This window comes from Streptomyces sp. NPDC053673 (genome assembly GCF_055585225.1).
Window position 1 is genome coordinate 77554 of the sequence record NZ_JBVJKN010000004.1, and the last position, 26063, is coordinate 103616.

Annotated in this window: 21 protein-coding genes; 7 read left to right on the forward strand and 14 right to left on the reverse strand. The window is 71.7% G+C overall.

Going from position 1 to position 26063, the window contains the following annotated elements:
- Positions 1-56 precede the first annotated feature (56 nt).
- The 10 genes from ACZ6ZQ_RS07895 to ACZ6ZQ_RS07940 all read right to left on the reverse strand — a co-directional run bounded on the left by ACZ6ZQ_RS07895 (position 57) and on the right by ACZ6ZQ_RS07940 (position 12548).
- Positions 57-1343 carry a hypothetical protein gene (locus ACZ6ZQ_RS07895; RefSeq protein ID WP_469767699.1) on the reverse strand — a complete coding sequence of 429 codons (1287 nt, stop codon included), beginning with the start codon at positions 1341-1343 and terminating at the stop codon, positions 57-59.
- A 131-nt stretch (positions 1344-1474) separates the two neighbouring features.
- Positions 1475-2620 (reverse strand): glutamate ABC transporter substrate-binding protein, encoded by a 1146-nt coding sequence (locus ACZ6ZQ_RS07900; protein WP_469767700.1) that lies wholly within the window; start codon positions 2618-2620, stop codon positions 1475-1477.
- Between the two features lie 11 nt (positions 2621-2631).
- Positions 2632-4083 (reverse strand): hypothetical protein, encoded by a 1452-nt coding sequence (locus ACZ6ZQ_RS07905; RefSeq protein ID WP_469767701.1) that lies wholly within the window; start codon positions 4081-4083, stop codon positions 2632-2634.
- Between the two features lie 267 nt (positions 4084-4350).
- Positions 4351-5358 (reverse strand): N-acetylglucosamine kinase, encoded by a 1008-nt coding sequence (locus ACZ6ZQ_RS07910; protein WP_469767702.1) that lies wholly within the window; start codon positions 5356-5358, stop codon positions 4351-4353.
- Positions 5349-6644 carry a 6-phospho-beta-glucosidase gene (locus tag ACZ6ZQ_RS07915; protein ID WP_469767960.1) on the reverse strand — a complete coding sequence of 432 codons (1296 nt, stop codon included), beginning with the start codon at positions 6642-6644 and terminating at the stop codon, positions 5349-5351. The genes ACZ6ZQ_RS07910 and ACZ6ZQ_RS07915 overlap by 10 nt, the downstream gene beginning before the upstream one ends.
- Before the next feature lie 105 nt (positions 6645-6749).
- Positions 6750-7664 (reverse strand): carbohydrate ABC transporter permease, encoded by a 915-nt coding sequence (locus ACZ6ZQ_RS07920; RefSeq protein WP_469767703.1) that lies wholly within the window; start codon positions 7662-7664, stop codon positions 6750-6752.
- Positions 7665-7670: 6 nt separating this feature from the next.
- A complete protein-coding gene (locus ACZ6ZQ_RS07925; protein WP_469767704.1) occupies positions 7671-8651 on the reverse strand; it encodes a carbohydrate ABC transporter permease in 981 nt (326 codons plus the stop codon).
- Position 8652: 1 nt separating this feature from the next.
- The gene (locus ACZ6ZQ_RS07930) at positions 8653-9990 is read right to left on the reverse strand and encodes an ABC transporter substrate-binding protein (protein ID WP_469767705.1); all 1338 of its coding nucleotides are present in this window, start codon (positions 9988-9990) and stop codon (positions 8653-8655) included.
- Between the two features lie 73 nt (positions 9991-10063).
- Complete coding sequence (locus ACZ6ZQ_RS07935) at positions 10064-11281, reverse strand: ROK family transcriptional regulator (protein WP_469767706.1); 1218 nt, start codon at positions 11279-11281, stop codon at positions 10064-10066.
- A gap of 211 nt (positions 11282-11492) precedes the next feature.
- Complete coding sequence (locus ACZ6ZQ_RS07940; protein ID WP_469767707.1) at positions 11493-12548, reverse strand: mechanosensitive ion channel family protein; 1056 nt, start codon at positions 12546-12548, stop codon at positions 11493-11495.
- Between the two features lie 246 nt (positions 12549-12794).
- Here ACZ6ZQ_RS07940 and ACZ6ZQ_RS07945 point away from each other — a divergent pair, with 246 nt between their 5' ends.
- Entirely contained in the window at positions 12795-13331 is a 537-nt protein-coding gene (locus ACZ6ZQ_RS07945; protein ID WP_453663718.1) for an HNH endonuclease, read from the forward strand.
- A gap of 672 nt (positions 13332-14003) precedes the next feature.
- Here ACZ6ZQ_RS07945 and ACZ6ZQ_RS07950 read toward each other — a convergent pair.
- Positions 14004-16946 carry a beta-N-acetylglucosaminidase domain-containing protein gene (locus tag ACZ6ZQ_RS07950; RefSeq protein ID WP_469767708.1) on the reverse strand — a complete coding sequence of 981 codons (2943 nt, stop codon included), beginning with the start codon at positions 16944-16946 and terminating at the stop codon, positions 14004-14006.
- A 253-nt stretch (positions 16947-17199) separates the two neighbouring features.
- Between ACZ6ZQ_RS07950 and ACZ6ZQ_RS07955 the strand changes: the two genes are divergently transcribed.
- Genes ACZ6ZQ_RS07955 through ACZ6ZQ_RS07965 form a run of 3 tightly spaced genes read left to right on the forward strand, consistent with a single transcriptional unit; the run spans position 17200 to position 19778 of the window.
- Positions 17200-17388: a hypothetical protein gene (locus tag ACZ6ZQ_RS07955; RefSeq protein ID WP_469767709.1), complete on the forward strand. Its 189-nt coding sequence runs from the start codon at positions 17200-17202 to the stop codon at positions 17386-17388.
- Entirely contained in the window at positions 17389-19518 is a 2130-nt protein-coding gene (gene malQ, locus ACZ6ZQ_RS07960) for a 4-alpha-glucanotransferase (protein ID WP_469767710.1), read from the forward strand.
- 20 nt (positions 19519-19538) lie between these two features.
- Entirely contained in the window at positions 19539-19778 is a 240-nt protein-coding gene (locus ACZ6ZQ_RS07965; RefSeq protein WP_469767711.1) for a hypothetical protein, read from the forward strand.
- Between the two features lie 104 nt (positions 19779-19882).
- On the opposite strand, the gene ACZ6ZQ_RS07970 is transcribed toward ACZ6ZQ_RS07965, so the two are convergent.
- A complete protein-coding gene (locus tag ACZ6ZQ_RS07970) occupies positions 19883-20395 on the reverse strand; it encodes a MarR family winged helix-turn-helix transcriptional regulator (RefSeq protein ID WP_469767712.1) in 513 nt (170 codons plus the stop codon).
- A gap of 146 nt (positions 20396-20541) precedes the next feature.
- Between ACZ6ZQ_RS07970 and ACZ6ZQ_RS07975 the strand changes: the two genes are divergently transcribed.
- A complete protein-coding gene (locus tag ACZ6ZQ_RS07975; protein ID WP_469767713.1) occupies positions 20542-21483 on the forward strand; it encodes an EamA family transporter in 942 nt (313 codons plus the stop codon).
- Between the two features lie 48 nt (positions 21484-21531).
- Entirely contained in the window at positions 21532-22455 is a 924-nt protein-coding gene (locus ACZ6ZQ_RS07980; protein ID WP_469767714.1) for a DMT family transporter, read from the forward strand.
- 141 nt (positions 22456-22596) lie between these two features.
- Here ACZ6ZQ_RS07980 and ACZ6ZQ_RS07985 read toward each other — a convergent pair whose 3' ends face one another.
- A complete protein-coding gene (locus ACZ6ZQ_RS07985; protein ID WP_469767715.1) occupies positions 22597-23805 on the reverse strand; it encodes a S8 family peptidase in 1209 nt (402 codons plus the stop codon).
- Positions 23806-24322: 517 nt separating this feature from the next.
- Between ACZ6ZQ_RS07985 and ACZ6ZQ_RS07990 the strand changes: the two genes are divergently transcribed.
- Entirely contained in the window at positions 24323-24997 is a 675-nt protein-coding gene (locus ACZ6ZQ_RS07990; RefSeq protein ID WP_469767716.1) for a hypothetical protein, read from the forward strand.
- Between the two features lie 150 nt (positions 24998-25147).
- On the opposite strand, the gene ACZ6ZQ_RS07995 is transcribed toward ACZ6ZQ_RS07990, so the two are convergent.
- Entirely contained in the window at positions 25148-25966 is an 819-nt protein-coding gene (locus tag ACZ6ZQ_RS07995; protein WP_469767717.1) for an alpha/beta fold hydrolase, read from the reverse strand.
- Positions 25967-26063: the final 97 nt, after the last annotated feature.

Genomic DNA, 26063 nt, shown 5'->3' on the forward strand with positions numbered 1-26063 from the left:
GCCCATGTCCTCGTACGAGCCCTCACAGCCGGGATGCCGGCACTTGGTCATCGCACTCACCGTTCCCCCTCATAGCTTCTCCGGTCCATGGGCCCCGACTGCCGGGGGACCAGGACGTCCGCCGCGGCCCGCTGGTAGCGCAGCACCGCCTGCTCCGCGGCGCGCAGATCACAGGGCGCGCTCCACAGCATCCGGCGGGCCGCGTCGTACCGCTCGATCAGCAGCGGGTCCTCCGCCATTCCGTGGCGGGCGACCTTCGCCTTGTACGCGTCGAGGCGGCCACGCAGCTCCGCGCGGACCGCGAGCGGCGCCGTCACCGCCGTCAACGACTCACGCGCGCGCAGCAGTTCGTCCTCGGCCTCCCGCTCCAGGGACTCCAGCAGCGGGGAGAGCCGGTGCCACTGGGCGTGCCTGCGGTACTCGGCGGCCGTGGCGAGCCGTTCCTGCAGGACCGTCGGCGGGCCGCTGACCGCCGGAACCTCGGAGGCGGCGATCTTCGCCAGCACCTCGCCGCGGGCGGCGCGCGCCTCGGTGAGGGTGCGGTCCGCGCGCGAGAGCACGTCCCGCAGCCGTATCAGCCGCTCCTCCGAGTCCTGCCGCACCGCGAGGACCGCCTCGATCTCGCGGCGTACGTCCTCGAGGGCGCGGGCCGCCCGGTCGTAGCGGTCGGTGTCGGGACGGCCCCCGCCGGGGGCCGAACTGGCCGGCGCGGGCGCCCAGAACGCCAGCGGGTCCGACACGACCTGTACGCGCAGCGTGGACAGCTCGTGGGTGATCGACTCCAGGTCGTCGCCCGCCGGATGCTCACCCGGCCGCACGCCCACCGAATGGGCCAGCGAGCGGGTGCGCTGCAGCTCGGCGGAGAGCAGATCGATCCGGGCCGGCAGCGCGGACCAGACGGTGTCGGCGGCCACGACCATGTCCAGTGAACGCGCATACAGCGTGTTCATCCTGCTGACCAGGCCCTCCAGCGTAAAACGCTCGGAGAGCTTGGCCGGGCCCGTGACGGACGGGGTGGAGTGCGAGGCGGATCCGGCGACGGTGATGCTGGGGCCGCGCAGCCGGTCGGTCAGCTCCACCAGGTCGTCGCGGTTCGGCCAGCGGCGCCGGGCCCTCAGCTCACGCGCCCCGTGCAGCGCCGCGGTGTACGCGTCGAAGTAGCCCCACAGCAGCGTGATCGCCTGCTCGGCGGAGGCCCAGCGGTCCTTGGTGACGCCCGTCAGCTCCGCGCCCTCCAGGAGCCTGCGGCCCGCGTGGTCCTGCAGGGCGAGGAGCGAGGTCTCGATCGCCTCGTGCTCCTCCCCGAGCCGCGCCAGCGCACGGTCCACCTCGTCCCGGTCCATTACCGGCCCGGGGGGTCCCGCGACGCCCATCGATCACCTCTCCGCTCGTGCTCTGCCATCCATTGCCGGACATCCCGGGTGAGATTCCGACGGAGGTTCCGACGGACATCCCAGTACACATCCCAACAGGATCAATTGTCCCGGTACTTCGGCGCCGGCGGGCCGGATATGCCGGGCAGGTCCTCCACCAGCCACTTCGTGTACGCCTGCATCCACGGGCCCCTGCGGTACTCGTCCAGCACCTTGTTGACGCGGCGGACGAGGTCGTCCTTGCCCAGTCTGGCGGCCACGCCGTAGTACTCGGTGGTGAAAGGCTTGCCGCCTTTCAGTTCGACGGCCGGGTCCTGTGCCGCCTGGCCGGCCGCGAGGGCGGCGTCCGTCACCACCGCGTCGACCTCGCCTAGCTGGAGCCGGACCAGACAGTCCAGCTGGTTGGAGACGGTCAACTGGTCCTTGTCGCCCGGGCCGCCGTCGTCCGCGTCCTTGAAGACCGCTCCGTAGGACTCCTTCTGCAGCGCCTCGAAGGCCGTGGAGCCCTCGGCCGAGCAGACCTTCTTGCCCGCCAGCGTCGCGTTGTAGCCGGTGATCGCGGACTCCTTGGGGGCGAGCACCTGCTGCCCGGTCTGGAAGTAGGCGGTGGAGAAGGCGACCTGCTTGATGCGGCTGCAGTTGATGGTCATCGTGCGCACGACGATGTCGACCGTGCCGTTGTTGAGTGCCGCGATCCGCTGGTTGGTGGGGATCGCCCGGAAGATGATCTTGTCGGGGTCCCCGAGGATGTCCTTCGCGATCGCCCGGGCCAGATCGATGTCGAAACCCTCCAGCATGCCGTCCGCCCTGCGGTAACCCCACCGGTAGCTGTTCTGGTCGACGCCGACGATCAGCTTGCCGCGCTGCTTGATCTCGGCGACCGCCGCGCCGTCGGCGGAGGAGGGCCGCAGCGAGGACTCCGGGCTGACGCAGTCGGCGGCCTTCTCGGGCAGCACGGCGGCCGAACTCGCGCCCGCCACCGAACCGGAGGGCGGGCCGCCGTGCGACAGCGGCAGCAGGGTGAGCGTGGCGGTGAGCGCACAGGCCGTCGCCATTCCGGCGACGCCGCCCCAGCCGCGGAGCCTGCGGGCGAGCCGGCGCGGCCGGCCCCCCAGCGGTGTCGTGCCTGCGGCAAGGTGCTCCGGTGCCGTCGCGTCCGCGGCCGTGTGCCCCTGCGGTGTCGCGCCCGGGGTCATGTCCCCGTGCGGTGCCGTGTCCGGAGTCCTGTGCGGCATCCCGTCGCTCATTTCTCCCCCTCTCACCGGTACTCCGAAAGCCTGCGGCCGATACCCAGGACCGCACCCAGCGCGCCGAGCACGGCCAGCACCGCCGCGCCGACCGGCAGACCGGTGAGCGCACCCCGCCCGTCCTCCGCCGACTTCGTGAACTCGGCCTGCTCATGCGCCAGAGCCTTCTCCAGCGCGGCATCCACCCGGTCGAAGGACTGCCCCGTGGAGTCCTTGCTGCCGATCACCTTCGCCAGCGCTCCTTCGTAGTCACCGGCCTTGTCGGTGTCACTGGCGGACTTGTGCCGGGTCTTCCACTCGGACACCGCCGAGACGGCGTCCTCGACGGGGGTGCGGCCCTCGCCGTCGTCGGCGAGCCCCTCCGCGCGGCCGAGCGAGGTACGGAGCCTGCTCATGCCCGCCGTGTAGTCCGTCTCGTACTTGTCGCTCTTGCCGTCCGGGGTGAGCACGGCGCCCCGCGCGACAAGCGTCAGGTTCTCATTGGCCCGGGCCTTCAGGCTGTTGATCCGGGCGTCGTTGAGGACCTTCAGGGACTCCTGGCCGTGCGCCCGGGCGTTGTTCAGCTCGGCCCTGGCGACCGTGTGCCCGACGCCGAGCCACAGCAGGACGACCGTGGACGCGGCCGTGGCCGCGAGGAGGCCGTGGTTGAACACCCGGTTCGTACGGTGGTAGTTGCGGCGCTGCGCCCAGAACAGCCCGCCGAGCGCCACCACGCCTATGGCCAGCGACAGGACCGGCCACAGCCGGGCGGCACCGTCGTCGTCCTCGAGACGGGCCGTCTCCGCGTCGTACAGCTTCTGGGCGGCCGGGAGCAGCTCGGTGGTCATCTGCTGGTTGGCGTACCGCAGATAGGCGCCGCCGAGGGGGAGACCCTGGCGGTTGTTGGCACGGGCGCGCTCGACCAGGCCCGTGTAGCGGGGGAGCTGCTCGTTGAGCGTGGCTATCCAGCGGCCCGATTCGCTCGAACTGTCCGTGTTCGCGGCGGCCTTCACCAGGAGCTGTGAAGCGCTCGCGATGTCCTTGCGATAGCGCTCCCGGACCGCGGCGGGCTCCTGCGCACCGGTGAGGAAGCCGCTCGCCGCGGCCGTGTCGGCATCGGCCAGCGAGCGATAGATGCTCGCCGCGTCGGCGCTCAGCGGCTGGCTGTGGCTCACCACGTCGTCCGCGGCGGCCGCCCGGTCGGCGATCTCGAAGGCGGTCACGGCGCCGAACGCCACGACGAGCACGGCCAGTACGGCACCGATGATGCGCAGTCGGCCCGGCTCCGTCGTCGCCGCGGCGCGCAACCGCGCCGTCGTCTCCGCCCAGGCGCTGCGCCGCGCGAGAGTCCCCGGAGGCGACGCCGACTGATCTCCCGACGGCCGCGACCCCGGGCCCGGCAGCGGTCCCGAGTGCCCCGGCTGCGCCGGGACCTGCGGCACCGAAGGCGCGGGCGGGCCTGCCGCGCTCGGCGTGTGTGTCACGTGGACCTCCCCCTCGGTCACTGACGACGTCCCGCCTCCCGGCGGGGCGGGGGACGGCTTCCGGCCAGCAGTATGGCCGCAGGGGCGGACATCCACACCCAGGATTGACTGGATCTTGTGCTATCTCGCCTGTTGCGTCAATGCCGCCCCCTGTTTCCCGCGCCCCCACCATGAATACGCCGCTCGGCCCGGATCGGTTCCCATTCGCTCGGGTCACGTCGGGTTACCTCGAGTTGCCTCGGGTCATGCCGCCAGACCGGCCCCGCTCTACTGCTCGTAGTGCGCCCGCAGCCTCGTGTGCGCGTGTTTCGGGGCGCCGAGGCGGTCCAGGCCGAGCAGTGCCGCGCCCAGGACGGGCGGAGAGGTCACCACGGACGCGGTCGCCTTCGGGGCGCGTGCGGCCAGCAGTTCCGTGATCCCGTTGTCGAGCTGCGGGTGGCGGGCGGCGAGGACGCTGCCGCCGAGCACCACCGGCGCCTCCTCGTCCAGCAGTCCGAGCCGGCCCAGCGCGACCGTCGACAGAGTGACCACCTCGTCCGCGAGCCGGTCGACGATCGCACGGGCCACCCCGTCTCCGTCCGCGCTCGTCGCGAAGAGGACCGGGGTCAGTTCATGCTTGCGGGATCCCGGGATCTGCCCCAGATGCAGCGCCTCGATGAGGGCGTACATCGTCGGCAGCCCGAAGTGCCCCGGCAGCGTGCGCGCCAGCTCCGTCGGTTCGCCGCGCCCGTCCTCCGCGCGCGCCGCGAACCACAGTGCCTCCTCCGCGAGCCCCGCGCCCCCGCCCCAGTCCCCGGAGATCTTCCCGATCGCGGGGAAGCGGGCGGTGCGGCCGTCCGGCAGCATGCCGACACAGTTGATGCCCGCGCCGCACACGACGGCCACGCCCCGGGGCTCGTCGACCCCGGCGCGCAGGATCGCGAAGGTGTCGTTGCGTACCTCCGTGGTGTCGCCCCAGCCGCGGGCTCGCAGCGCCGTCGCCAACTCCTGCTCCTCGACCGGGAGATCGGCGTTGGCGAGACAGGCCGAGACATGGGCGGTGGCTCCCACGCCGGCTTCCGCGAGCGCGTGCCGCACAGGGCCGGCCAGTGCGCCGACGGCTGTCTCGACGCCGACGGCAGGCGGCTGGAAGCCGCCCCCGCGGCCCGTTCCCAGCACCGATCCGTCGGCTCCGACCACCGCCACATCGGTCTTGCTGTTGCCCGCGTCGATCGCGAGAACGTGGGGCCTCGATTCGTGTTCCCGGTCCGCCGGGCCCCATGCGTTCACGCCCACGAAAGGTGCTCCCGGTTGTGTGCGATCAGCTGGTCGGTGAGTGCCTCGGCGTACTCGTACTGGCCGGTCAGTGGGTGGGACAGCAGCGCCTTGAAGACCCGGTCGCGGCCGCCGCGCAGCGCGGCCTCCAGCGCCAGGTCCTCGTACGCCGTGACATTGGCGATCAGCCCCGCGTACAGCGGGTCGACGGCCGGAACGGGGAGCGGCGTGGCCCCCTTGGTGCCGACGGCGGCCTGCACCTCGATGACGGCGTCGTCGGGGAGGAACGGCAGCGTGCCGTTGTTGTAGGTGTTCACCACCTGGAACGGGCTGCCTCCCCCGCCGAGCAGCGACGCGGCCAGATCGACGGCTGCCTCCGAGTAGAAGGCGCCGCCGCGCTTGGCGAGCAGCTCCGGCTTCTCGTCGAGCGCCGGGTCGCCGTACATCTCCAGCAGTCGCTTCTCCATCGCGGCGACCTCGGCCGCCCGTGACGGCTTGGTCCGCAGCTCCCGTACGACCGCGTCGTGCGCGTAGAAGTAGCGCAGGTAGTACGAGGGGACGACGCCGAGCCGGTCGACGATCTCGCGCGGCAGCCTCAGGTCGCCGGCGATGGCGTCACCGTGCTCGGCGAGGAGCCGCGGCAGGACGTTCTCGCCCTCGGGGCCGCCGAGCCGCACACCCGTCTCCCAGGTGAGGTGGTTGAGACCTACATGTTCCAGATGGACATCGCCCGGTGTCACACCCAGCAGCCCCGCGAACTTCCGCTGGAGGCCGATGGCCACATTGCACAGCCCGACGGCCTTGTGACCCGCCTGGAGCAGGGCCCGCGTCACGATGCCCACCGGGTTGGTGAAATCGATGATCCAGGCGTCCGGCGCGGCGCGCCGCACCCGTTCGGCGATGTCGAGGACGACCGGCACCGTGCGCAGCGCCTTGGCGAGACCGCCGGCGCCCGTCGTCTCCTGCCCCACGCAGCCGCACTCCAGCGGCCAGGTCTCGTCCTGCTCCCGGGCGGCCTGCCCGCCGACGCGCAGCTGCAGCAGTACGGCGTCGGCGCCGGCCACGCCCGCGTCGAGGTCGTCGGTGGTCGTGATGGTCCCCGGGTGGCCCTGCTTGGCGAAGATCCGCCGGGCCAGGCCGCCGACCAGCTCCAGCCGGCCCGCCGCCGGGTCGACGAGGACCAGTTCACTGATCGGGAGGGTGTCCCTCAACCGGGCGAAGCCGTCGATCAGTTCAGGTGTGTAGGTGGATCCGCCACCCACCACTGCAATCTTTGTCCGCCGGGGGTTCGGGGGTTGCCCTCTGATGGGATGCAGCGTCTGCCGGGGGTTCGGGGGCTGCCCTCCGATGGGATGCAGCGTCTGCCGGGGGTTCGGGGGCTGCCCCCCGATGGAATGCAGCATGGTGTGTTGTCAGCCCTTCACTCCGGTCAGTGTGACGCCTTCGACGAACGCCTTCTGGGCGAAGAAGAAGACGACGATCACAGGGGCCATGACCAGCACGGTCGCGGCCATCGTCAGATTCCAGTCCGTGTGGTGTGCGCCCTTGAAGGACTCCAGGCCGTAACTCAGCGTCCACGCCGCCGGGTTCTCCGATGCGTAGATCTGCGGCCCGAAGTAGTCGTTCCAGCAGTAGAAGAAGTGGAACAGCGCGGCCGCCGCGATCGCGGGCCTGGCCATCGGCAGGACGACCTTGACCATCGTGCGGAACTCGCCGCAGCCGTCGATCTTCGCTGCCTCGGTGTACTCGCGGGGGATCGTCAGCAGGAACTGGCGCATCAGGAAGATCGTGAACGCGTTGCCGAACGCGAACGGGATGATCAGCGGCCACAGCGTGCCCGCCAGGTCCAGCTGCTTGGCCCAGAAGAGATACATGGGAACGATGATCACCTGCGGCGGCAGCATCATCGCCGCGATCACCAGCATCATCATCAGATTACGTCCGCGGAAGCGGAACTTCGCGAGCGCGTACGCCACCGGGAGACTGCTCGCCACGGCCAGTACCGTACCGAGCCCCGCGTACAGCAGCGTGTTGCGCCACCAGGTCAGGAACCCCGGCGTGTTCCACACCTCGGCGAAGTTGCCCCACTCCCAGGTGTGCGGCCACAGATCGCGGGTCAGCGCCTGGTCGTCGCTCATCACCGAGGTGAGGAACACGAACACGAAGGGCAGCAGGAAGAACAGGGCCGCGGCGACGGCGAGCGAATGGACCGCGATCCACTCCAGGGCCGCCCTGCGCCGCGCCGCCTGCCGTGCCGCCGTGCTGCTCGCCGCCGTGGACGCCGGCACATCGGCCGCACGCGCGGGAGAGAGTGTCGTCCGGGTCATCGTCGATCAGTCCTCCGCCGCCATGAAGCCGCTGCGCCTGCGCATCAGGAACACGGTGAACACCATGGCCAGGACGAACAGGACCAGCGCCACCACACTCGCCGCCCCGGTGTCGAAACGCTGGAAGCCCAGGTTGTAGACGACCTGCGGAACGGTCAGCGTGGACTTGTCGGGATAGCCGGGCTCGAAGTGCTGCCCGGAACCGCCGATCACACCGCTCGCGACCTTCGCGGCGACCAGAGGCTCGGTGTAGTACTGCATTGTGGCGATCACCCCGGTGATCACCGCGAACAGCACGATCGGTGAGATGTTGGGCAGCGTCACGTAGCGGAAGCGCTGAAGGGCGTTCGCGCCGTCCAGCTCGGCCGCCTCGTACTGCTCCTTCGGCACGTCGAGCAGCGACGCCATGAAGATGACCATGAGGTCGCCGACGCACCACAGGGCCAGCAGGGTGAGCGACGGCTTCGACCAGACGGGGCTGTTGAACCATTCGGGCTCACCGAGGCCGAGCTTGCCCAGGATCGTGTTCGTCGGTCCCGTGCCCGGGTTGAGCAGGAAGACGAACGACATCGTCGCTGCCACCGGCGGTGCCAGATAGGGCAGATAGAACAGGGTGCGGAAGAGCCCGGCCGCGGTCTTGATCTTGGTGATCAGCAGCCCGATCCCGAGCCCGAAGACGACGCGCAGCGTCACCATCACCAGCACGAGCCAGAGCGTGTTGCGCAGGGACGGCCAGAAGAAGGGGTTGTCCTGGAAGACGTACGCCCAGTTCTTCAGGCCCACCCAGGTGGGCGCGGTGAACCCGTCGTACTCCATGAAGGAGAAGTAGACGGTCGAGATCAGCGGGTACGCGAAGAAGACGCTGAACCCGACCAGCCAGGGGGAGAGGAAGCCGAGGGTCCGAAGTCTCTGTCGAGCGCGCTTCGCACGCGGGGCACCGCGCGTGCGCTTCGCCCTCAGGCCCGGTGACACAGGAGCGGTGGTCATGTCAGCCGGCCTGCTCGTTGTCCTTGTCGACCTGCGCGTCGTTCTTCTTCAGCAGCGCGTCCAGGTCCTTCTGAGCGCCCTTCTCGTACGCGAGGCCGTTGTCCTGGAGCGTCAGCAGGAAGGCGCCGCCGTTGACGGACGAGGGGGCATGCGAGCTCTTGGGGTGCTGGGCGATGCCGACGAACGTGCGGTACAGCGGTTCGTTGTTCAGCTTCGGCGAGTTCAGCGCCGCGACGGTCGAGGGCACATTGTGGATGGCGTTGGCGAAGGAGACGACCGCGTCGGTGTCGGTGGAGAGGTACTTCACCAGTTCCCAGGCGGCGTTCTTCTTCGGGCTGTTGCTCGCGATGCCGAGGATCGTGCCGGACAGATAGCCCTTGCCGTAGTCGGCGACCTGGTCATCGGGCACCGGGAACGGCGCCGCGCCGATCTCGAACGGAAGCTTGGCGTCCGACGCCATCTTGCCGCGCCACTCGCCGTCCAGCTGCATCGCCACCTGGCCGGTGTGGAAGGGGTGCTTCGGACCCCACTCGTCGCCGAGCCCGGTGCGGAACTTGTTGAGTTTCTCGAACCCGCCGAGCTCGTCCACCAGCTTCTTCTGCCACGTGAACAGGGACTTGACCGCCGGGTCCTGGGCCGTGCCGGACTTGCCGTTCCCGTCGGTGTACCTGACGCCGAACTGGCTGCCGTAGTGCTCGACGGTGGTCTCGTAACCCTGGTAGAGAGGCATGAAGCCGAGCCGCTCGAAGCCGTCGCCCTTGGTCTTGGTGAGCTTCTTCGCGACCGCGTCGAACTCGGACAGCGTCTTCGGCGGGGCCTTGATCCCGGCCTCCTCGAAGGCCTTCTTGTTGTAGTAGAGGCCGTACGCGTCCCCGAGGAGCGGCACCGCGCAACGGGTGCCGTCGTGCTCGGTGTACTTGGCCATCTGCGGCAGGAAGGTCTTCTCCGGGTCGATCTTCGACTTCTCCAGGAACGGCTTCAGGTCGGTGAGCGCCTTGGAGGAGCAGAACCGCCCCACGTTGTCCGTGGTGAAGGACGACACCACATCCGGTGCGTTCGAACCGCCCGTGCGTAGCGCCTGGTTGAGCTTGTCGTCCGTGATGCCCTTGACGACCTTCACCTTGATGTTGGGGTGCTTGTCCTCGAACGCCTCGATGTTCTCCTCGATCGCCTTGACCTCGCTGGGGGCGCTCCAGCCGTGCCAGAAGGTGAGCGTGGTCCGCGCGTTCGGGTCGTCGTTCGCACCGGTTTCGTTCGACCCCGTACAGGCGGTGGCGAGCAGGGCTGTCGAAGCGGTCGCGGCCAGTGCGACAGCCGTTTTCCGACGAATTCCGGGCATGACGGGATCTCCCTGTGACGGTCTGACGGTCGGATGGAGTAACGGGCGGGACAGGCCTGGGGGGCCGAGGGGGTCAGCGTGCGGAGGTGTCGAACACTTCGTCGCGGGTCGCTGCCAGGGCGCTCTCCAGCGCCCCGCGCAGCACGGGGTGTTCCTGTACGTCGCCGATGACCAGGCGGGGCCGGGAGGCGGCCAGTTCGGCGAGCTCCGCCTGGACCCGGTCGCGCAGCGGCTCCCCGCCGGCGAGGACCAGCCGGCCGGAGAGCACCACGAGTTCCGGGTCGAGTACGGCGACCATGGAGGCGAGACCGGTGGCCAGCCCGGTCCCGAAGGTGTCGAGCAGGGTGCGGTACGGTCCTCGGCCCCCGGCCGTCACCGCTGTCGCCGCCTGCCGCAGCAGCTCCGACGCCACGTCGGCGTGCGGGCCGTGCCCGACGCCTTCGATCCCGAGTTCCCGGGCCAGCCGGGGGACCATCTGCGCACCGGCCAGCTCCTGGAAGCCGCCGCTGCCGGCTTTGGAGACCTGCCGCACCAGGGGCGTTCCGGGCACCGGCAGGAATCCGACCTCACCGGCGCCGCCGGTGAAGCCGCGGTGCAGCCGGCCGCCGATGACGAGCGCGGCGCCGAGGCCCTCCTCGTTCCACAGCAGCACGAAGTCCTCGTGACCACGGGCCGCACCGAGCCGCTGCTCGGCCACGGCGACCAGGTTCACGTCGTTCTCGTACTCGACCGGCATGGGCAGTGCGGCCGCCAGCTCGTCGAGCAGCGCGGGCGAGTGCCAGCCGGGGAGGTGGGACGCGTACCGCAGCCGCCCCGTCGACGGGTCGAACGCGCCCGGCGTCCCGATGACCAGCCGGTGCACCTCGTCCCGGGTGATCCCGGCCGCCTTCACGGCCCCGTCGAGAGCCTCGGTCACCTGCCGTACGACGCTGTCGGCGCGCCGCCCCGGTGTCCTGAGGACGAACTCCCCGACGGTGGCCCCGGTGATGTCGGCGACCGCGGCACGGATGCGCTTCGGCGTCACGTCGAGCCCGGCGGCGTACCCGGCGCGTGCGTTGACCGCGTACAGCTGTGCGCTGGGGCCCGGGCGGCCCTCGGTCGTGCCGGTCGCGACCACCAGTCCGGCGGCCTCCAGCCGAGCCAGCAGCTGGGAGGCGGTGGGCTTGGACAGCCCGGTCAGCTTCCCGATGCGGGTCCGTGAGAGCGGCCCGTGCTCCAGCAGCAGATCGAGCGCGGCCCGGTCGTTCATGGCGCGGAGTACGCGCGGCGTCCCCGGGGTAGTACCCGCCACGACGGATGCACCTCACCTTCGAGCAACAGTGCACTGTTAGGAAAGTTTCCTAATTGATGTCGAGAACGTAAGTGCCCCGTCATCGGGTCGTCAATACCTCTCGACGCGCGCCGCGCACGCGGCAACCAAAGCGTTACCGCCCTGGCTGCCTCCGGGGGACGCTCATGCGAAAGGGCGCCCCCGCCGTCACGGCGGAGGCGCCCCTTCTTTTCTACTTCGACAGACCCGGCGGCGGTGTGATCGGGGAGGCCGCCATCGACTGGGGCGACGTCGACGAGGAGTACGCCGACGGGGCCGCCACGCCCGCCGTCGGGTCCTTGACCGGCTGCTCGCCGTCGGCCTGCAGCGGCAGACCGCCCACGATCCGGATGCCCGCCTGGTCGAAGGCGCGCTTGATCCGCCAGCGCAGCTCGCGCTCCACACCGAGGGACTTGCCCGGCATCGTCTTCGCGGAGACCGAGACCGTCATCGAGTCCAGCAGCACCTCGGTCAGGCCCAGCACCTCGATCGGACCCCACAGCCGCTCGTTCCACGGCTCGTCCTTGGTCATCGACGAGGCGGCCTCCTCGATGACCTCGCGCACCCGGTCCATGTCCTCGGTCGGGCGGACCGTCACGTTCACCGAGGCGGTCGCCCAGCCCTGGCTGAGGTTGCCGATGCGCTTGACCTCGCCGTTGCGGACGTACCAGATCTCACCGTTGTCGCCGCGCAGCTTCGTCACGCGCAGGCCGACCTCGATCACCTCGCCGGATGCGACGCCCGCGTCGATGCTGTCCCCGACCCCGTACTGGTCCTCCAGGATCATGAAGACGCCGGAGAGGAAGTCGGTGACCAGGTTCCGGGCGCCGAAGCCGAGCGCCACGCCCGCGACGCCCGCCGAGGCGAGCAGCGGAGCCAGATTGATGTTGAGCGCGCCGAGGATCATCAGCGCCGCCGTGCCCAGGATCACGAACGACGCGACCGAGCGCAGAACCGAGCCGATCGCCTCGGAGCGCTGCCGACGGCGCTCCGCGTTCACCAGCAGACCGGCGAGGGCGGTCCCCTCCACCGCCTGGGCGCTGCGGTTCATCCGTTCGATCAGCCTGGTGAGCGCGCGGCGGATGGCGATCCGCAGCAGCACCGCGATCACCACGATCAGCAGGATCCGGAGGCCGACGCTCAGCCAGGTGGACCAGTTCTGCTCCACCCAGCCTGCGGCGTTGGTGGCCTTCACCGCGGCCTCGTCGAGGGTGACGGGCGGGGCTGACGGATCGGCGGCCAGGGACACGGCGGATACCTCCAGGGCTTACATCGGCGGTCCAACCACACTAACGGGGCACACGCCGTGCCCTTGAAGTTCTGTTCGAGGGAGAGACAAGGCTCACCCGGGGAACTGCCTGGTGTGGTCGAGCGCACACAAAATCCTTCCGGCCCGTTACGAGGACGTAGTGGCGCTTCGACCAGGCATGAGGAGAGACTGAGAGCAGATCGTCCCGGCGCGAGCCACGCGCCGCCGGCGTACAAGGAGGCATCCGTGCCGCATGTCCTGGTCCTCAACGCGTCGTACGAGCCCCTCGGCGTCGTACCGCTCCGCCGCGCGCTCGTCCTCGTCCTCGAGAACAAAGCCATCTGTCTCGAGGAGTCCGGCGCCTTGATGCACAGTGCGACCCGGGTTCTGCCCGCGCCCAGCGTGGTCAGACTCAAACGCTTCGTCCGGGTCCCCTACCGGGGGCCCGTTCCTCTTACCCGCCGCGCGCTGTTCGCCCGCGACGGGGGCCGCTGCATGTACTGCGGTGGCGTCGCAACCAGCGTCGACCACGTCATTCCGCGCAGTCGCGGTGGTCAGCACGTATGGGACAACGTGGTGGCCGCGTGCCGCCGCTGCAACCACGTCAAGGCCGACCGGCACCTGCGGGAGCTGGGCTGGCGGCTGAGGCACCAACCCGCCCCGCCGAGCGGCCTGGCCTGGCGCATCATCGGCACCGGGCATAGGGACCCGCGCTGGCTGCCATACCTGCAGCCGTACGGCGCGGACGACGCGATGGCCCGGATCGACGGCATTTCTGCCTGAGGATCCGGGCCTCTGTTGTGTGCGGGGGCCCTCCGGGGGTGGGGGGCGGTGTGGTGCGGCTCCGGCGGGGGGTGCGGTGGCGGTGTGCCCTCTGCCGTGGGCGCGGCCGGTGTGTCCGTCCTCAAGCTCCCCCTACGCCCTGCGGCGTGGGGGGACCCCCAGACGGGCTTGGTGGGGCTGCTGCCGGTGGGTGGGGTGCGGTGCGGCTCCGGCGGGGGTGACGGTGTGCCCGGCGCGGTCCGGGCGGCCTGTGTTGCCCGGTGCCGTGGCGGCGTCCGGGTGTGTCCGTCCTCAATCTCCCCCTACGCCCTGCGGCGTGGGGGGACCCCCGGACGGGCTCGGGGTGCGCCGGTGGGTGGCGGTGCGGGGCCCCTCCGGGCTCGACTCCTCGGGACCGGCGTGTTGCCCGGTACCGCGGGATCACCCGGTACTTCCGCCGGTCCCTGCGGGGCCGACCCTGCACGGCCCCGCCCCGGGCCGTCTCCCGGCCGCCGGGCCGTGGGAGGTTGGGGCCGCGTTGGCTTGGATCCGGCTCGGATGCCGGCTGCGGGCCGTGGGTGGTGGATCCGCTTTGGTCCGTGTCCTGCCCGGATGCCCGGTGCTGGGTCGGGTGTTTGTGCGGCACGGGGCGTCAGCCCCCGTGAACCCTTTCACGGAGGGGGCTGGGCCCACCTAGTCCGCTACCGCGTACGCCTCCACCGACCACAGCGAGTAGCCGAAGCGCGTCGCACGCGCGTCGCCCTGGACGCGCAGGAAGCGCGTGTCCGGCGCGTCCATGCGGACCGTTTCGCGGGCGCCGCGGCCGTCGCGGACCGTCGCCGCGGTGCGCCAGGTGCGGCCGTCGGCGGAGACCTGGATGCGGTACTTCGTGGCGTGGGCGTCCTGCCAGTGCAGGACGACCTGCCCCACCCGGGTCGGACCGGAGAGCTCGGCCTGCCACCAGGCGCCGTTCTCCGCGGGGGAGGACCAGCGGGTGGCCGGGTCCCCGTCGACCGCCGCGAAGGCCGGGAAGTCGGGTGTCTCGTCGCCCGAGGAGGAGGCCTTGGCGGTGCGGAGCAGATCGGGCCCGCCGGTCTTCGGGTAGGCCCGCACCGTCAGCGTGCGCTCCTCCTCGCCGAAGGTGAACGGCACCTGGTACTCGCCGGCCGGCGTCGTCGCGGGGACCGTGACCTCGACGGGCACCGCCGTACGGGCGCCGCGCGGCACGCGTGTCTGCGGCGGCACCGTCACCCGGATGCCCTTCGGCGTCCTCGCGGCGAGCGCACCGCGCACCTCGTCGGGGCGCTGCGCCGAGACGAACGCGTCGAAGCGCTGCGGCCCGCCGCCGATCTCGGTGTCCAGCTCGCCCCGGGCGAGATCCAGCCGCGCCTGCGGCTCGTCGGCGAACCACGGCACGAGCGCGTGCACGCCCGACGCGCCGGTGATCCGCACGGCGTCCGCCCGCAGCCCCTCCGTCGGGCTCTGGGTCCAGCCGGACGAAGTGAGTGCGCCGAGCCGGCGCCACCCCTCGCCCGGCACATGTGCCTCCAGCGCGCCGGTGGCGCCGTCCTGGCCCGGCTCGGTCATCGCCGTCACCGCCGCGACGGAGCGGGCGCGGCCCAGCCGTACCGTGTACGCGTCGGCGGTACGGGTCACGGACCCGGCCGCGCGGTCCGCGCCCGTCCACGCCGCGGACTCCTTCGCCGCCCGGCTCAGGAACGGGCCGAGGACCCCCTTGCCGACGGTCACCTGCTGCCGGCCGATCGCCGTACGCACCGGATTCAGCGCGAGGGAGGCCCGCCACGCCGCCGCGCCGTCGCCGCGGGCCTGCGCCTGCAGCATGTCGACGGCGAGCTCGCCGGCGCGGCCGTACCGCGCCAGCTGGTCCACCCACGGCCGCACTTCGGCGTCCAGCGCGGCCAGGCTCGCGTGCCCGGACCCCGCTCCCTGATCCCGGACCGGACCCAGCCGCTGCGGTGCCTCCCGCATCACGGTGAACGCGTTCCGCAGCCGCCGCGCGGCCTCGTCCCTGGCGGCCGCGTCGGTGGTCGTACGGGACCGCCAGAACTCGGCCAGCAGCGGCTGCAGATACGCGGATTCGCTGGGGTTGAGGAGGGACGACGCATGGTTCCCGGCGAGTACGCCGAGCGCCTCCCGGGTCTTCGGGTCGCCGCCGGCGAGGTCGTCCATCGCCGCCCGCCAGGACTCCTGCGGCTGGTAACCCTTCGGGTTCCACGCGTAGTCGGCGGCGGTGAACAGCGGGATGCGGGACGCGGTCGCCTGCTCGCTCGCGTTGGCGAGCAGCGCGGCGGACCCGGTCGCGACGGCCGGTTCCCGGCCGGTGTACGGGCCGAGGAAGATACGGTCCTGCGCGTAGTCGTTGACCGGGTAGTTGTCCATGGTGACCAGCGGGTGCCGGAACACCTCGCGCGCCCCGGCCAGTTCCCGCCCGGTGATGGTGCGCGGGACGACGCCGACTCCGGTCCACGCGACCTGGACGCGGCTGTCCAGCTGCGAGGCGAGCGCCGTGCGGTACTCGGTGGCGCCGTCCTGGTAGAACTCCGTCGGCATGATCGTGAGCGGGGCGGCCGCGGGATGGCGGTCGGCGAGATGGCGGGCCACCTCACCGGCCAGCCGTGCCTGGGCCTTCGCCGCCGCCTCGGGCCCCGAGCCGAACGTGTCGGCGTCCCGGCCGCAGTGCCACTCGCTGTAGCTGACGTCCTGGAACTGCAGCTGGAAGGCGCGTACACCGAGCGCCCACATCGCGTCGATCTTGCGCTTGAGCGCCTTGACGTCGTCGTCCGATGCCAGACACATGGACTGGGCGGGGGCGACGGCCCAGGCGAGCGTCACATGGTTGGCGCGGGCCCGCTCGGCCAGCTCGCGGAACTCGGCACGCTGGTCCGCGGGATACGGCTCGCGCCAGCGGGTCTGCCGGAACAGGTCGTCGCCCGGCGCGTACAGGTACCGGTTCTGCTTGGTGCGTCCCATGAAGTCGAGCTGTGCGAGGCGCTGTTCACGGCTCCACGGCCGGCCGTAGAAACCTTCCGTCATCCCGCGCACGGCCGTACCGGGCCAGTCGCGTACGACGACCCCGGCGACCGAACCGTCCCTGACCAACTGCCGGAGTGTCTGCGCCCCGTGGAACAGCCCGTCGCCTCCGACGCCGTCCAGGGCGACGGTGTCCCGGCCGGCGACGCGGCCCGCCGCGATGCGGTAGCCGCCGGCGGGCAGATCGGTGCGCTCGGGTACGCGCAGGGCGCGCAGCGCGTCCAGTGCGCCACTGCCGCCGAGACGGACCACGGGCCCCTGGCCGGGCAGCGCCGTGTGGATGGTGCGCACACCGGCGGCACGCAGGGTGTCCCGGACCGTCTCCACCGCGTACGGATCGGCGTCGGGGGCCACCAGGAGGGTCGCCTCCTCGCCGAGCGGTACGGCACGGCCGCCGGCCTTGAGCGTCTGCGGGCGCGGCCAGACGGCGGGCAGCCCCGTGCCGTCCGCGCGGTCGGGCACGGTGGCGGTGGCCGAACCGGGCACGTCGGGTGCGGCGACGGCTCCGGGAGCGGTGCTGAACAGGCCGCCGATCACGGCGACGGCGACGGCGGTCGCCGTCTGCTTTCTGCGCCCGAACCGCACGTCCGGCTCCCCTCCAGGCTCCCGTGTCCAACGAAGCGGATTCGAGCCCACCACCGGTGTGGTGAACGTGTCAATGCGGGTGCCGCTTGTGTCGTATTTGCCCATCGGCGCGCAGGACCGTGCAACGGGCCGCTCAACTCCCGTGCGTGGAGCAGAATGTGACACGGAACACGTTGACGAGAGGCGTACGTCTGCGGCCGTGCCCACTGGGTAGGGCTGCAATGTCCTGTTGCCCACCTTTGGGAGGCCCCCCGTGGCCGCATCCGCACAGCTGCTGTTCTCCGCCCTGTCCAAACAGGTGCCCGGTCCCCTCACGAGTGAGCCGCCGCTCGCCGACGCCGCACCTCTGACCAGCGAGCCGCCGCTCGCCGTGGCCGCCCCCCTCACCAGCGAACCGACCGCCCCCGGCACCGCCGGCGGCACGGAGTCCCCAGGAGTCTGAATGGGCCTGGCCCGGCTGGCTGCGTTGCACGGTGTCGCCACCTCGTACTCGCCCTCGGCGGGCGTCACCGTCCCCGTCCCCGACTCCACGGTCGTCGCGGTGCTCGCCGCGCTCGGCGTGGACGCCGCCACCCCGGACGCGGTCCTGGCCGCCCTCTCCGCGGCGGACGCCGCAGCCGCGGAGCGCCTGCTCCCGCCGACCGTCGTGGCCTGGCTCCCGGCCGCCGAGCCGCCCGTGGCCCTCCCGGAGCGCACCCGCGTGCGGGTGCGGCTGGAGGAGGGCGGCACGCTGGAGTGGCGTGAGCGTGCGGTCACCGCCGCAGCCGAGGCCGTTCGGGAGACCGCGCGGCACGAGTGGGCCCAACTGCCGCCCGGGGTGCACCGGTTGGACGTGCGCACGCCCGGCGGGCGGAAGGCGCGCGCCACGCTGGTCGTCGCGCCGGAGGCGGTGCCGCAGCCCGAGGGCCGGGTGCACGGATTCCTGGTGCAGCTCTACTCGCTGCTGTCCGGCCGCTCCTGGGGCATGGGAGACCTCGGGGACCTCGGGGAGCTGGCCGCGTGGGCGGGCCGGGATCTCCGGGCCGGGTTCGTCCAGGTCAACCCGTTGCACGCGGCGGTGCCCGGAGCGCCGACCGATCCCTCCCCGTACCGCCCGTCGTCGCGCCGCTTCCCCGATCCGGTGCATCTGCGGATCGAGGACATCCCCGAGTACGCGTACGTCACCGGCCAGGACCGGAGCCGACTGGACGTGCTCGTGGAGAAGGCGGCCGGACTGCGCGTTTCCGTCCTGGAGAAGGGTGCGCTGATCGACCGCGACGCCGTCTGGGAGCTCAAGCTCCAGGCCCTGGAGCTGGTGCAGCGGGTCCCGCTCGGACCCGGCCGCAGGGCCGAGTACTGCGCGTTCCTCGCCGCGCAGGGCCAGGCGCTGGACGATCACGCCACCTGGTGCGCCCTCGCCGAGGTCCACGGCTCGGACTGGCACTCCTGGCCCGCCGGACTCCGCGATCCGCGCTCCGCGGAGACCTCCGGGGCCCGCGGCGAGCTGATGGACCGGGTCGACTTCCACTGCCGGCTCGCCTGGCTGACCGACGAGCAACTGGCCGCGGCGTCCGCGGCCGCGCGCGACGCCGGAATGGCCGTCGGCATCGTCCATGACCTCGCCGTCGGGGTGCACCCGGGCGGCGCGGACGCCTGGGCGCAGCAGGACGCGTTCGCCGCCGGGATGTCGGTGGGCGCACCGCCGGACGCGTTCAACGCGCGCGGCCAGGACTGGGGGCTGCCGCCGTGGCGCCCGGACGTCCTCGCCGCCTCCGGCTACGCCCCGTACCGCGGGCTGCTGCGCGGCCTGCTGCGGCACGCGGGCGCGCTGCGCCTCGACCACGTCATGGGCCTGTTCCGGCTCTGGTGGGTGCCGAGCGGCGCCGAGGCCACCGAGGGCACGTACGTCCGGTACGACGCCGAGGCGATGCTCGCCGTCCTCGTGCTGGAGGCGCACCGCGCGGGCGCCGTCGTCATAGGGGAGGATCTCGGCACGGTCGAGCCGGGCGTGCGCGAGGCCCTCTCGCGTCGCGGGGTGCTGGGCACGTCCGTGCTCTGGTTCGAGCGCGACTGGGACGGTACGGGCCGCCCGCTGGCCCCCGGCAGCTGGCGCGAGAGCTGTGTGGCCACGGCGACCACCCACGACCTGCCGTCCACCGCGGCCCGCCTCACCGGCGAGCACGTGGCGCTGCGCCACCGGCTGGGCCTGCTCACCCGGCCGCTGGAGCAGGAGCGTACGGAGGACTCCACGGAGGTCGCCGAGTGGCTCGCGTATCTGACCCGGCTCGGACTGCTGCCCGAGGGCACCCGTGACGAGGAGGGCGAGATCCGCGCCGTCTACCGCTTCCTGCTGCGCACCCCCGCCCGGATGGTGGGCGTCTGGCTGCCGGACGCCGTGGGGGACCGGCGCCCGCAGAACCTGCCGGGCACCTGGGACCAGTACCCGAACTGGCGGCTGCCCGTCGGGGACGCGGAGGGCCGCCCGCTGACGCTGGAGGAGCTGGCCGCGTCGCCCCGGTTGCACGCCCTGATGGAGGTCTTCCGTCCGGCGTCCGCAGCTCGTACGGGCACCCCGGGCGCGCGCCCCTCCTAGCCGTTCGCTACGTTTGCACCGTGGACAAGAAGAACGCCCTGCGCGCCGGTACCGTCGCGGCCGGTACGACGCTGATGATGCTGCTCATGTCGTCCCCCGCGCTCGCGCTGATGCCCGACGACGGCGACGACCCGGGTCCCGGCCTGAGTGTGGCCGAGACGCTCGGCCTGTACGTCGGGCTGCCGATCGTCCTGTTCCTGGTGATCGTGGGCCTGGTGATGGTCCTCGACAAGTCCGACAGGCCCAAGAAGCAGGCCTGAGCGCGCACTCCTTCCCGAGTACGCACTCTTCACACTCTCCGTGAGGGCGCCGCACGGTCCAGGTACCGTGCGGCGCCCTCACGCGTTCTCCGGCGGGGAGCGGCTCAGGCCCCCATCGAGCTCAGCAGCTTCCGCAGCAGCGCGGAGAGCTGCTCCGCCTCGTCCTCGTCGAGCGCCGATCCCAGGGCGTCCCGCTGCGCCGCGAGCCCTGCCTCCACGGCCCCGTCCACCAGCTCGCGGCCCCGCTCGCTGAGCGTCACCCGCAGTCCGCGCCGGTCGTGCGGATCGGGGCTGCGGCTGAGCAGCCCGGCCTTCTCCAGCCGGTCCAGCCGACCGGTCATCCCGCCCGTCGTCAGCATCAGGGTCTGGGACAGCTGGCGGGGCGAGAGCGTGTAGGGCTCCCCGGAACGCCGCAGCGTCCCCAGGACGTCGAACTCCCCGCGCGAGAGGCCGTACGGCTTGTACGCCTTGTCATGGAGCAGGGCCATCGCGTTCGCCAGGCGGTAGATCCGCCCGAAGACCGCCATCGGGACGGTTTCGAGCTCGGGTCGTACGGCGGCCCATTGCGCGATGATCGCGTCCACGGGATCCGAGGTGGGGGCGGGAGTGGAGGTCATGGGAACAGTTTCGGCCAGGACACGGTTGCTGACAAGCAAGTGACTTGCGTCTAAGTAGCTTAGAGCTAAGCTACTTATCGGCAAGCCACCTCGCGTCTGTTGCTTGTTGTTCGTTGTTCACGTCCGCCGCCCATGAAGGGGCTGCCATGTCCGCCCGCAACGCCGCCGTCGCCGTCACGGCCGTCACCGCCCTCGCCCCGGTCTCCTGGGGCACCACCTACGTCGTCGCCACCGAGTTGCTGCCGCCCGACCGCCCCCTGTTCACCGGACTGATGCGCGCCCTGCCCGCCGGTCTCGCCCTGCTCGCGCTCACCCGCACGCTGCCGCGCGGCGTCTGGTGGGGGAAGGCGGCGGTCCTCGGCGCGCTCAACATCGGGGCGTTCTTCCCGCTGCTCTTCCTCGCCGCGTACCGGCTGCCCGGCGGGGTCGCCGCCGTCGTCGGCTCGGTCGGGCCGCTGTTCGTCATCGGCCTCGCGACCCTGCTGCTGGGCGACCGGCCGACCGCACGCGGGCTGCTCGCCGCCATCGCCGCGGCCTTCGGTGTCAGTCTGGTCGTCCTCAAGGCGGGCGCCGCGCTCGATCCGGTCGGTGTGCTCGCCGGGCTCGCGTCCGCCGCGTCGATGTCCGCCGGGATCGTGCTCACCAAGCGCTGGAGCCGGCCCGAGGGGGTCGGCCCGCTCGTCATGGCCGGCTGGCAGCTCACCGCCGGCGGACTGCTGATCGCGCCGGTCGCCTTCCTCGTCGAGGGCGCCCCGCCCGCGCTCGACGGCCGCGGTGTCGCCGGCTACCTCTATCTCGCGCTCGCCAACACCGCCGTCAGCTACTGGCTCTGGTTCCGCGGCATCGAGCGGCTCACCGCCACCTCCGTCACACTGCTCGGCCCGCTCTCGCCGATCACCGCGGCCGTCATCGGCTGGGCGGCGCTCGGCCAGGACCTGACACCGGCGCAGCTGTTCGGCATGGTGATCGCGTTCACCGCCACGATCGTCGGCCAGATCGCTCCCCGCTCCCGCGCACCATTCAGTTTCCCTGAAAGGAATGCTCGAAAAGATTCGATGGACCTGGGTGTTCGGGCGGTGCGACGGTAGGTCCCGCAACCCAGATCCCCATCCGGGGAGAGAGGCGAGGGATACACCGTGGCAGTCCTGGACCGCGTCCGCAGCAGTGAGGCGACGACCACCGCGAGGAGGGTGAAGCAGGCCTCCGGCCTCGGCATCCTCCTCGCGGTCGTCGCGACGGTGGTCTGGTCGGGCAGCTTCGTCACCTCCCGAGCCCTGCACGACTCCGTCCCGCCCGTCCAGCACGCCTTCTGGCGCTGGATCATCGCGATCGCCGCCGTCGCCCCGTTCGCGGCCCGCGAGACCTGGCGGCAGCGGCATCTGATCCGCCGTCATCTGGGCTTCGTGTCCCTCGCCTCGCTGCTCGGCGTCACCGTCTACAACACCCTCGTCAACCAGGCGGGAGTCTCCACCACCGCCGGCAACATGGGCATGATCATGGCTGCCTCACCGGTCCTGATGGCCGTGCACGAACGCCTCGGCGGCGTCCGCCTCGGCGCCCGGCGCGTGGCCGGAACGGTGATCGCCTGCGCCGGAGTACTGCTGCTCGTCGGCAAGGGCTCCCTGGACTTCGCCGCGGGCGACCTGTGGGTCATGGCCGGCGCGGTCTGCTTCGGCTCGTACAGTGCCCTGCTCAGGCGCCGCCCCGCCGGACTCGGCGGACGCACCTTCCTCCTCAGCACGTTCGTGCTCGGTGCGCTGATGCTGCTGCCCGTCTACGCGATCAGCCTCGCCGTGCAGGGCGGCTTCGAACCCACGGCGGGAACCGTCGGTCCGCTCGTGTACGTCGGCGTCTTCTCCTCCGCCGTCGCCTTCTTCGCCTGGAACAAGGCGATCGCCCTGATCGGCGCGGCCCGCGCGGGCGTCGTCTACTACCTCCAGCCGGTGTGCGTGGCTCTGCTCTCCTTCGTCATCCTCGACGAGCCGTTCGGGCGGGTGCAGGGACTGTGCCTGGCGCTGATCCTGGGCGGGGTGGCGCTGGGCGCTGCGCGGGGGCGGTGAGCGCGGCGCGGTGTGTGAGCGCGGCGCGGGTCGGTGACCGGCCGGTCCCGGCCCCGGGCACCGCTGCCCGCCGGGCGGACGGGTGAGGACCCGTCCGCCCGGCGGGCAGCAGGGGCGGCTGATGCGGGTGGGTTGGCGCGGTCACAGACCACCGGTGAACAGGAGCCGGTTGGGCGAGTCCCTGGAGATCTTCTTGACCATGTCCTTGGTGGACTGCTTGATGATCCAGTCGGAGACGGTCCTGGCGTCCGCTGTCGGGTGGGCCGCCTTGTACAGCGCCGCGACTCCCGCCACGTGCGGGGCGGCCATCGAGGTGCCGTTCATGCTGGTGCTGCCACCGCCCAGCAGCGCGGATTCGACCTCGCTGCCGGGGGCGTAGAGCGCCAGGCACTTGCCGTAGTTGCTGTAGTCGGTCTCCTGGTCCGCACGGTCGGTCGCGCCGACCGCGATGACGTTCTTCGCGCCCGCGGGCGAGACGCCGCAGGCGTCCTCGGCGGAGTTGCCGGCCGCGATGACCGGCAGGACCCCGCTGGCGAACACCGCGTCAGCGGCCGCGTTCGCGGAGACGGAGCTGGTGCCGCCGAGCGAGGCGTTCAGGACGGCGGGCTGCCGGGCATTCCTGGCGACCCAGTCGAGTCCTGCGATGATCCCGGACCAGGCCCCGTTCCCCTCGCAGTTGAGCACCCGGACGCTGACCAGCGTGGCCTCGGGCGCGACCCCGTACGTCGCCCCGCCGGCCGTGCCCGCCACATGGGTGCCGTGGCCCTCGCAGTCCCGCCCTTTGCGGCCGTCGCCGATCGCGTCGAACCCGAACACGGCGCGCCCGCCGAACTCGCTGTGCGCGTAGTCGATCCCGGTGTCGACGACGTAGATCGTGGCGCCCTTGCCGGTGCTCTTGGCCGCGAACTGGCCGTCCAGCGGCAGACCCCGCTGGTCCGACCGGTCCAGCCCCCAGCTCGCGGCCCTGACCACGCCCTGGGACCCGTGCGCGTCCTGGGTGCGGTTCCTGTCCGTTGTGCTGTGCGCGTAGACCCTCGCGTCCTCCTCCACGGCCGCGACCCCCGGCAGGAGCCGTACCGCCTCCAACTGGCTCGGATTCAGCATCGCGGAGAACCCGCGCATGGCCCGGTCGTACGTGTACCGGGGCTTCACCCCGCTCTGCCGGGCGATGTCGGCAGGGTCGGCACCGGCCTTCAGCGAGACGATGTAGCTGCCCTTCACCGCCTCGGCCGAACGGTGCAGTGGTGCGGGGACCGGGCCGTCCGTGTGGTCCTCGGCCGCGGCGGTCCCGGGCACGGCGGCGGACAGGGCGAGCAGGGCCGCGACCGCGCAGCGCGCGAACAGTCGCATGGATACTCCCATCGGATTGGTGATGATCCTGTCACCGTCTTTTCGGCCTGGCCGCGGCGCTGCTTGAGCCTTTGTCAGCCGATCGCCGCAGCGCGCCGCCCGCGCCACCGGCAGATCTCGCCCCGGCTCGGGCATTCACCCGTGCCGTCCCCGTCACCCGGCCGCCCTCCCGCGTACGGCCTCGGCGCCGGGCGCCGGGCGGTGGTGAGGTTGCACCGTCCGAGCGCGATGAGCGGCGCGGCGGAGGCGACGTCGATCCCGAACGAGGGGAGTGCGGCGCCCGCCGTGGCGAGGGCATCGCGGCTCGTCGCGTACGAACGGCGCCTCAGCGATGTCGTCGCCCTGACGGCGTCGGTTTCGCGATCAACTACAACTTTGCCTTTTCTTGGTGTGGTTGGACCGAATGTTAGGACAATCTCGCGTGCTAAGGCGGTGAGTGCCGCTCGGCCTTGACGTACAAGTCCCGTACCAGGCCGCCCGGTTCACCGACTCCCCACACAGTCTGAAAGGCACCAGAATGGCGATCAATCGCGCCCTGCACCACGGCGCCCGGCTGCTGACCGCGACGCTGGCAGCAGCCGGAATCGTGGCGGCGACCACCTCCGTCGCGGCTGCCGATGAGCAGCCGACGCGGCAACTGCTGACGGCGGACTGCGAATCGGGCCTGGGCAAGTGCACCTTCAACACCCCCACGCTCGGCGAGGCGTACCTCGGTCAGTTCCGTCAGGTCTCCGACTCGCTCTACAACTGCAGCACCTCCGACGCCACCCAGTCGATGACCTGGAGCGACACCGTGGGCTCGACGGACTCGCTCGGCGTCTCGGTCACCGCGGGCGGCAATATCGCGGGCATAGTGGACCTGAGCGTGACGGCCAGCTACAGCCACAGCTGGTCCAGCACCCACTCGGAGAGCAGTTCTCTGAACATGACGGTGAAGCCGGGCGAGGTGGGCTGGATCTCCCGGGCCCAGGTGATGCAGCAGGTCTCCGGCACCTGGCAGACCCACTACGACAGCCCCAAGTGGGACCACTACTACTGGTTCTTCGACGACACCATCACCGGCCCGGCCAAGAACGGCACCGACGGCAAGAGCAACGCCGTGGTCGTCAAGAGCCGCAAGATGACCGCCGCGGAGAAGAAGTCCTGCTCCGCCGAAGCTCATGAGGGCCGGGCGTTCGTCCAGCAGCGCTGATCCACCGCTCGCCACACAGGCGAAGACCTTCTGCCCCGTCCCGGTGACGGGGCAGAAGGTGCAGGTCTCGTCGGGGCACTTCGCCGACGCAAAGGCGTCGGACGCGCAGGTCGGCCCGATCGGCGTGGCGGCCGTCATCGCCCCCCGCGTTCACCCGCGCGCCAGCACCTCCCGCAGTGCCTCCGCGAACTCCTTCGGCCGGCCGAGGAAGCCGCCGTGATCGCCGGGGAACTCGACCGGCGCCGTGCCGAGGCGCTCGGCGAGCGCAGTGGACGTGCGGTACGTGAGCAGGCCGCCGGAGTCGACGCCGATGCCGACGACGACATGGGCCGGGGCGGCTGCGAGGGCGGAGATGTCGGGCATGTAGTGGGCGGTGCCACGGAGTTCGTGGTCGAAGAAGCGGGCGCTGTTGGCGAGATCCTGCTCCGAGGGCTCACCGGGCGGCGGGGTGGGGGCGTCGCCGTCGCCGCCACCTGCATCGAATCCAGCGTTGGCCATGAACTTCATCCACGCCGCCCCCACCCCGTCCCGATGGTAGGTCTCGACGATGTCCTCGGTCGCGGCGCGCTGCGCCGCGACGTCGGGAAGCAGTTCCAGCAAGGGAGGCTCGTGGGCGATGAGCGTCCGCACCCGCGCGGGGTGCCGCGCGACCAGCGCGAGGCCCGTCACCGCGCCGCCGCTGCTGCCGAAGACGTCGGCGGACTCGGCGCCGAGGGCGTCGAGGAGCGCGGCGACGTCGTCCGCCCGCAGTTCGGGGGTGGAGTCCTGCCCGGGATCGTCGAGGACGCTGCGCGCGATCCCACGCGGGTCGTGGGTGACGACGGTGTGATCGCCGGCGAGCGCGTCGGCCAGCGGCACGAAGTGCGCGGCGTCCATCGGCGCCCCCATGACGAGCAGCAGCGGCCCCGTGCCGCGGACCTCGTAGTACAGGCGTCCGCCGGGGACGTCGAGGGTGTGGGTGGTGGTCATGGCCGGTTGTCCTTCCAGGCATGGTCGTCCGCGGTCGCTGTGACAGAGGTGGAGACTCCGGCCGATCGGGAAACTCATCGCCCCTGGAGGACACGAT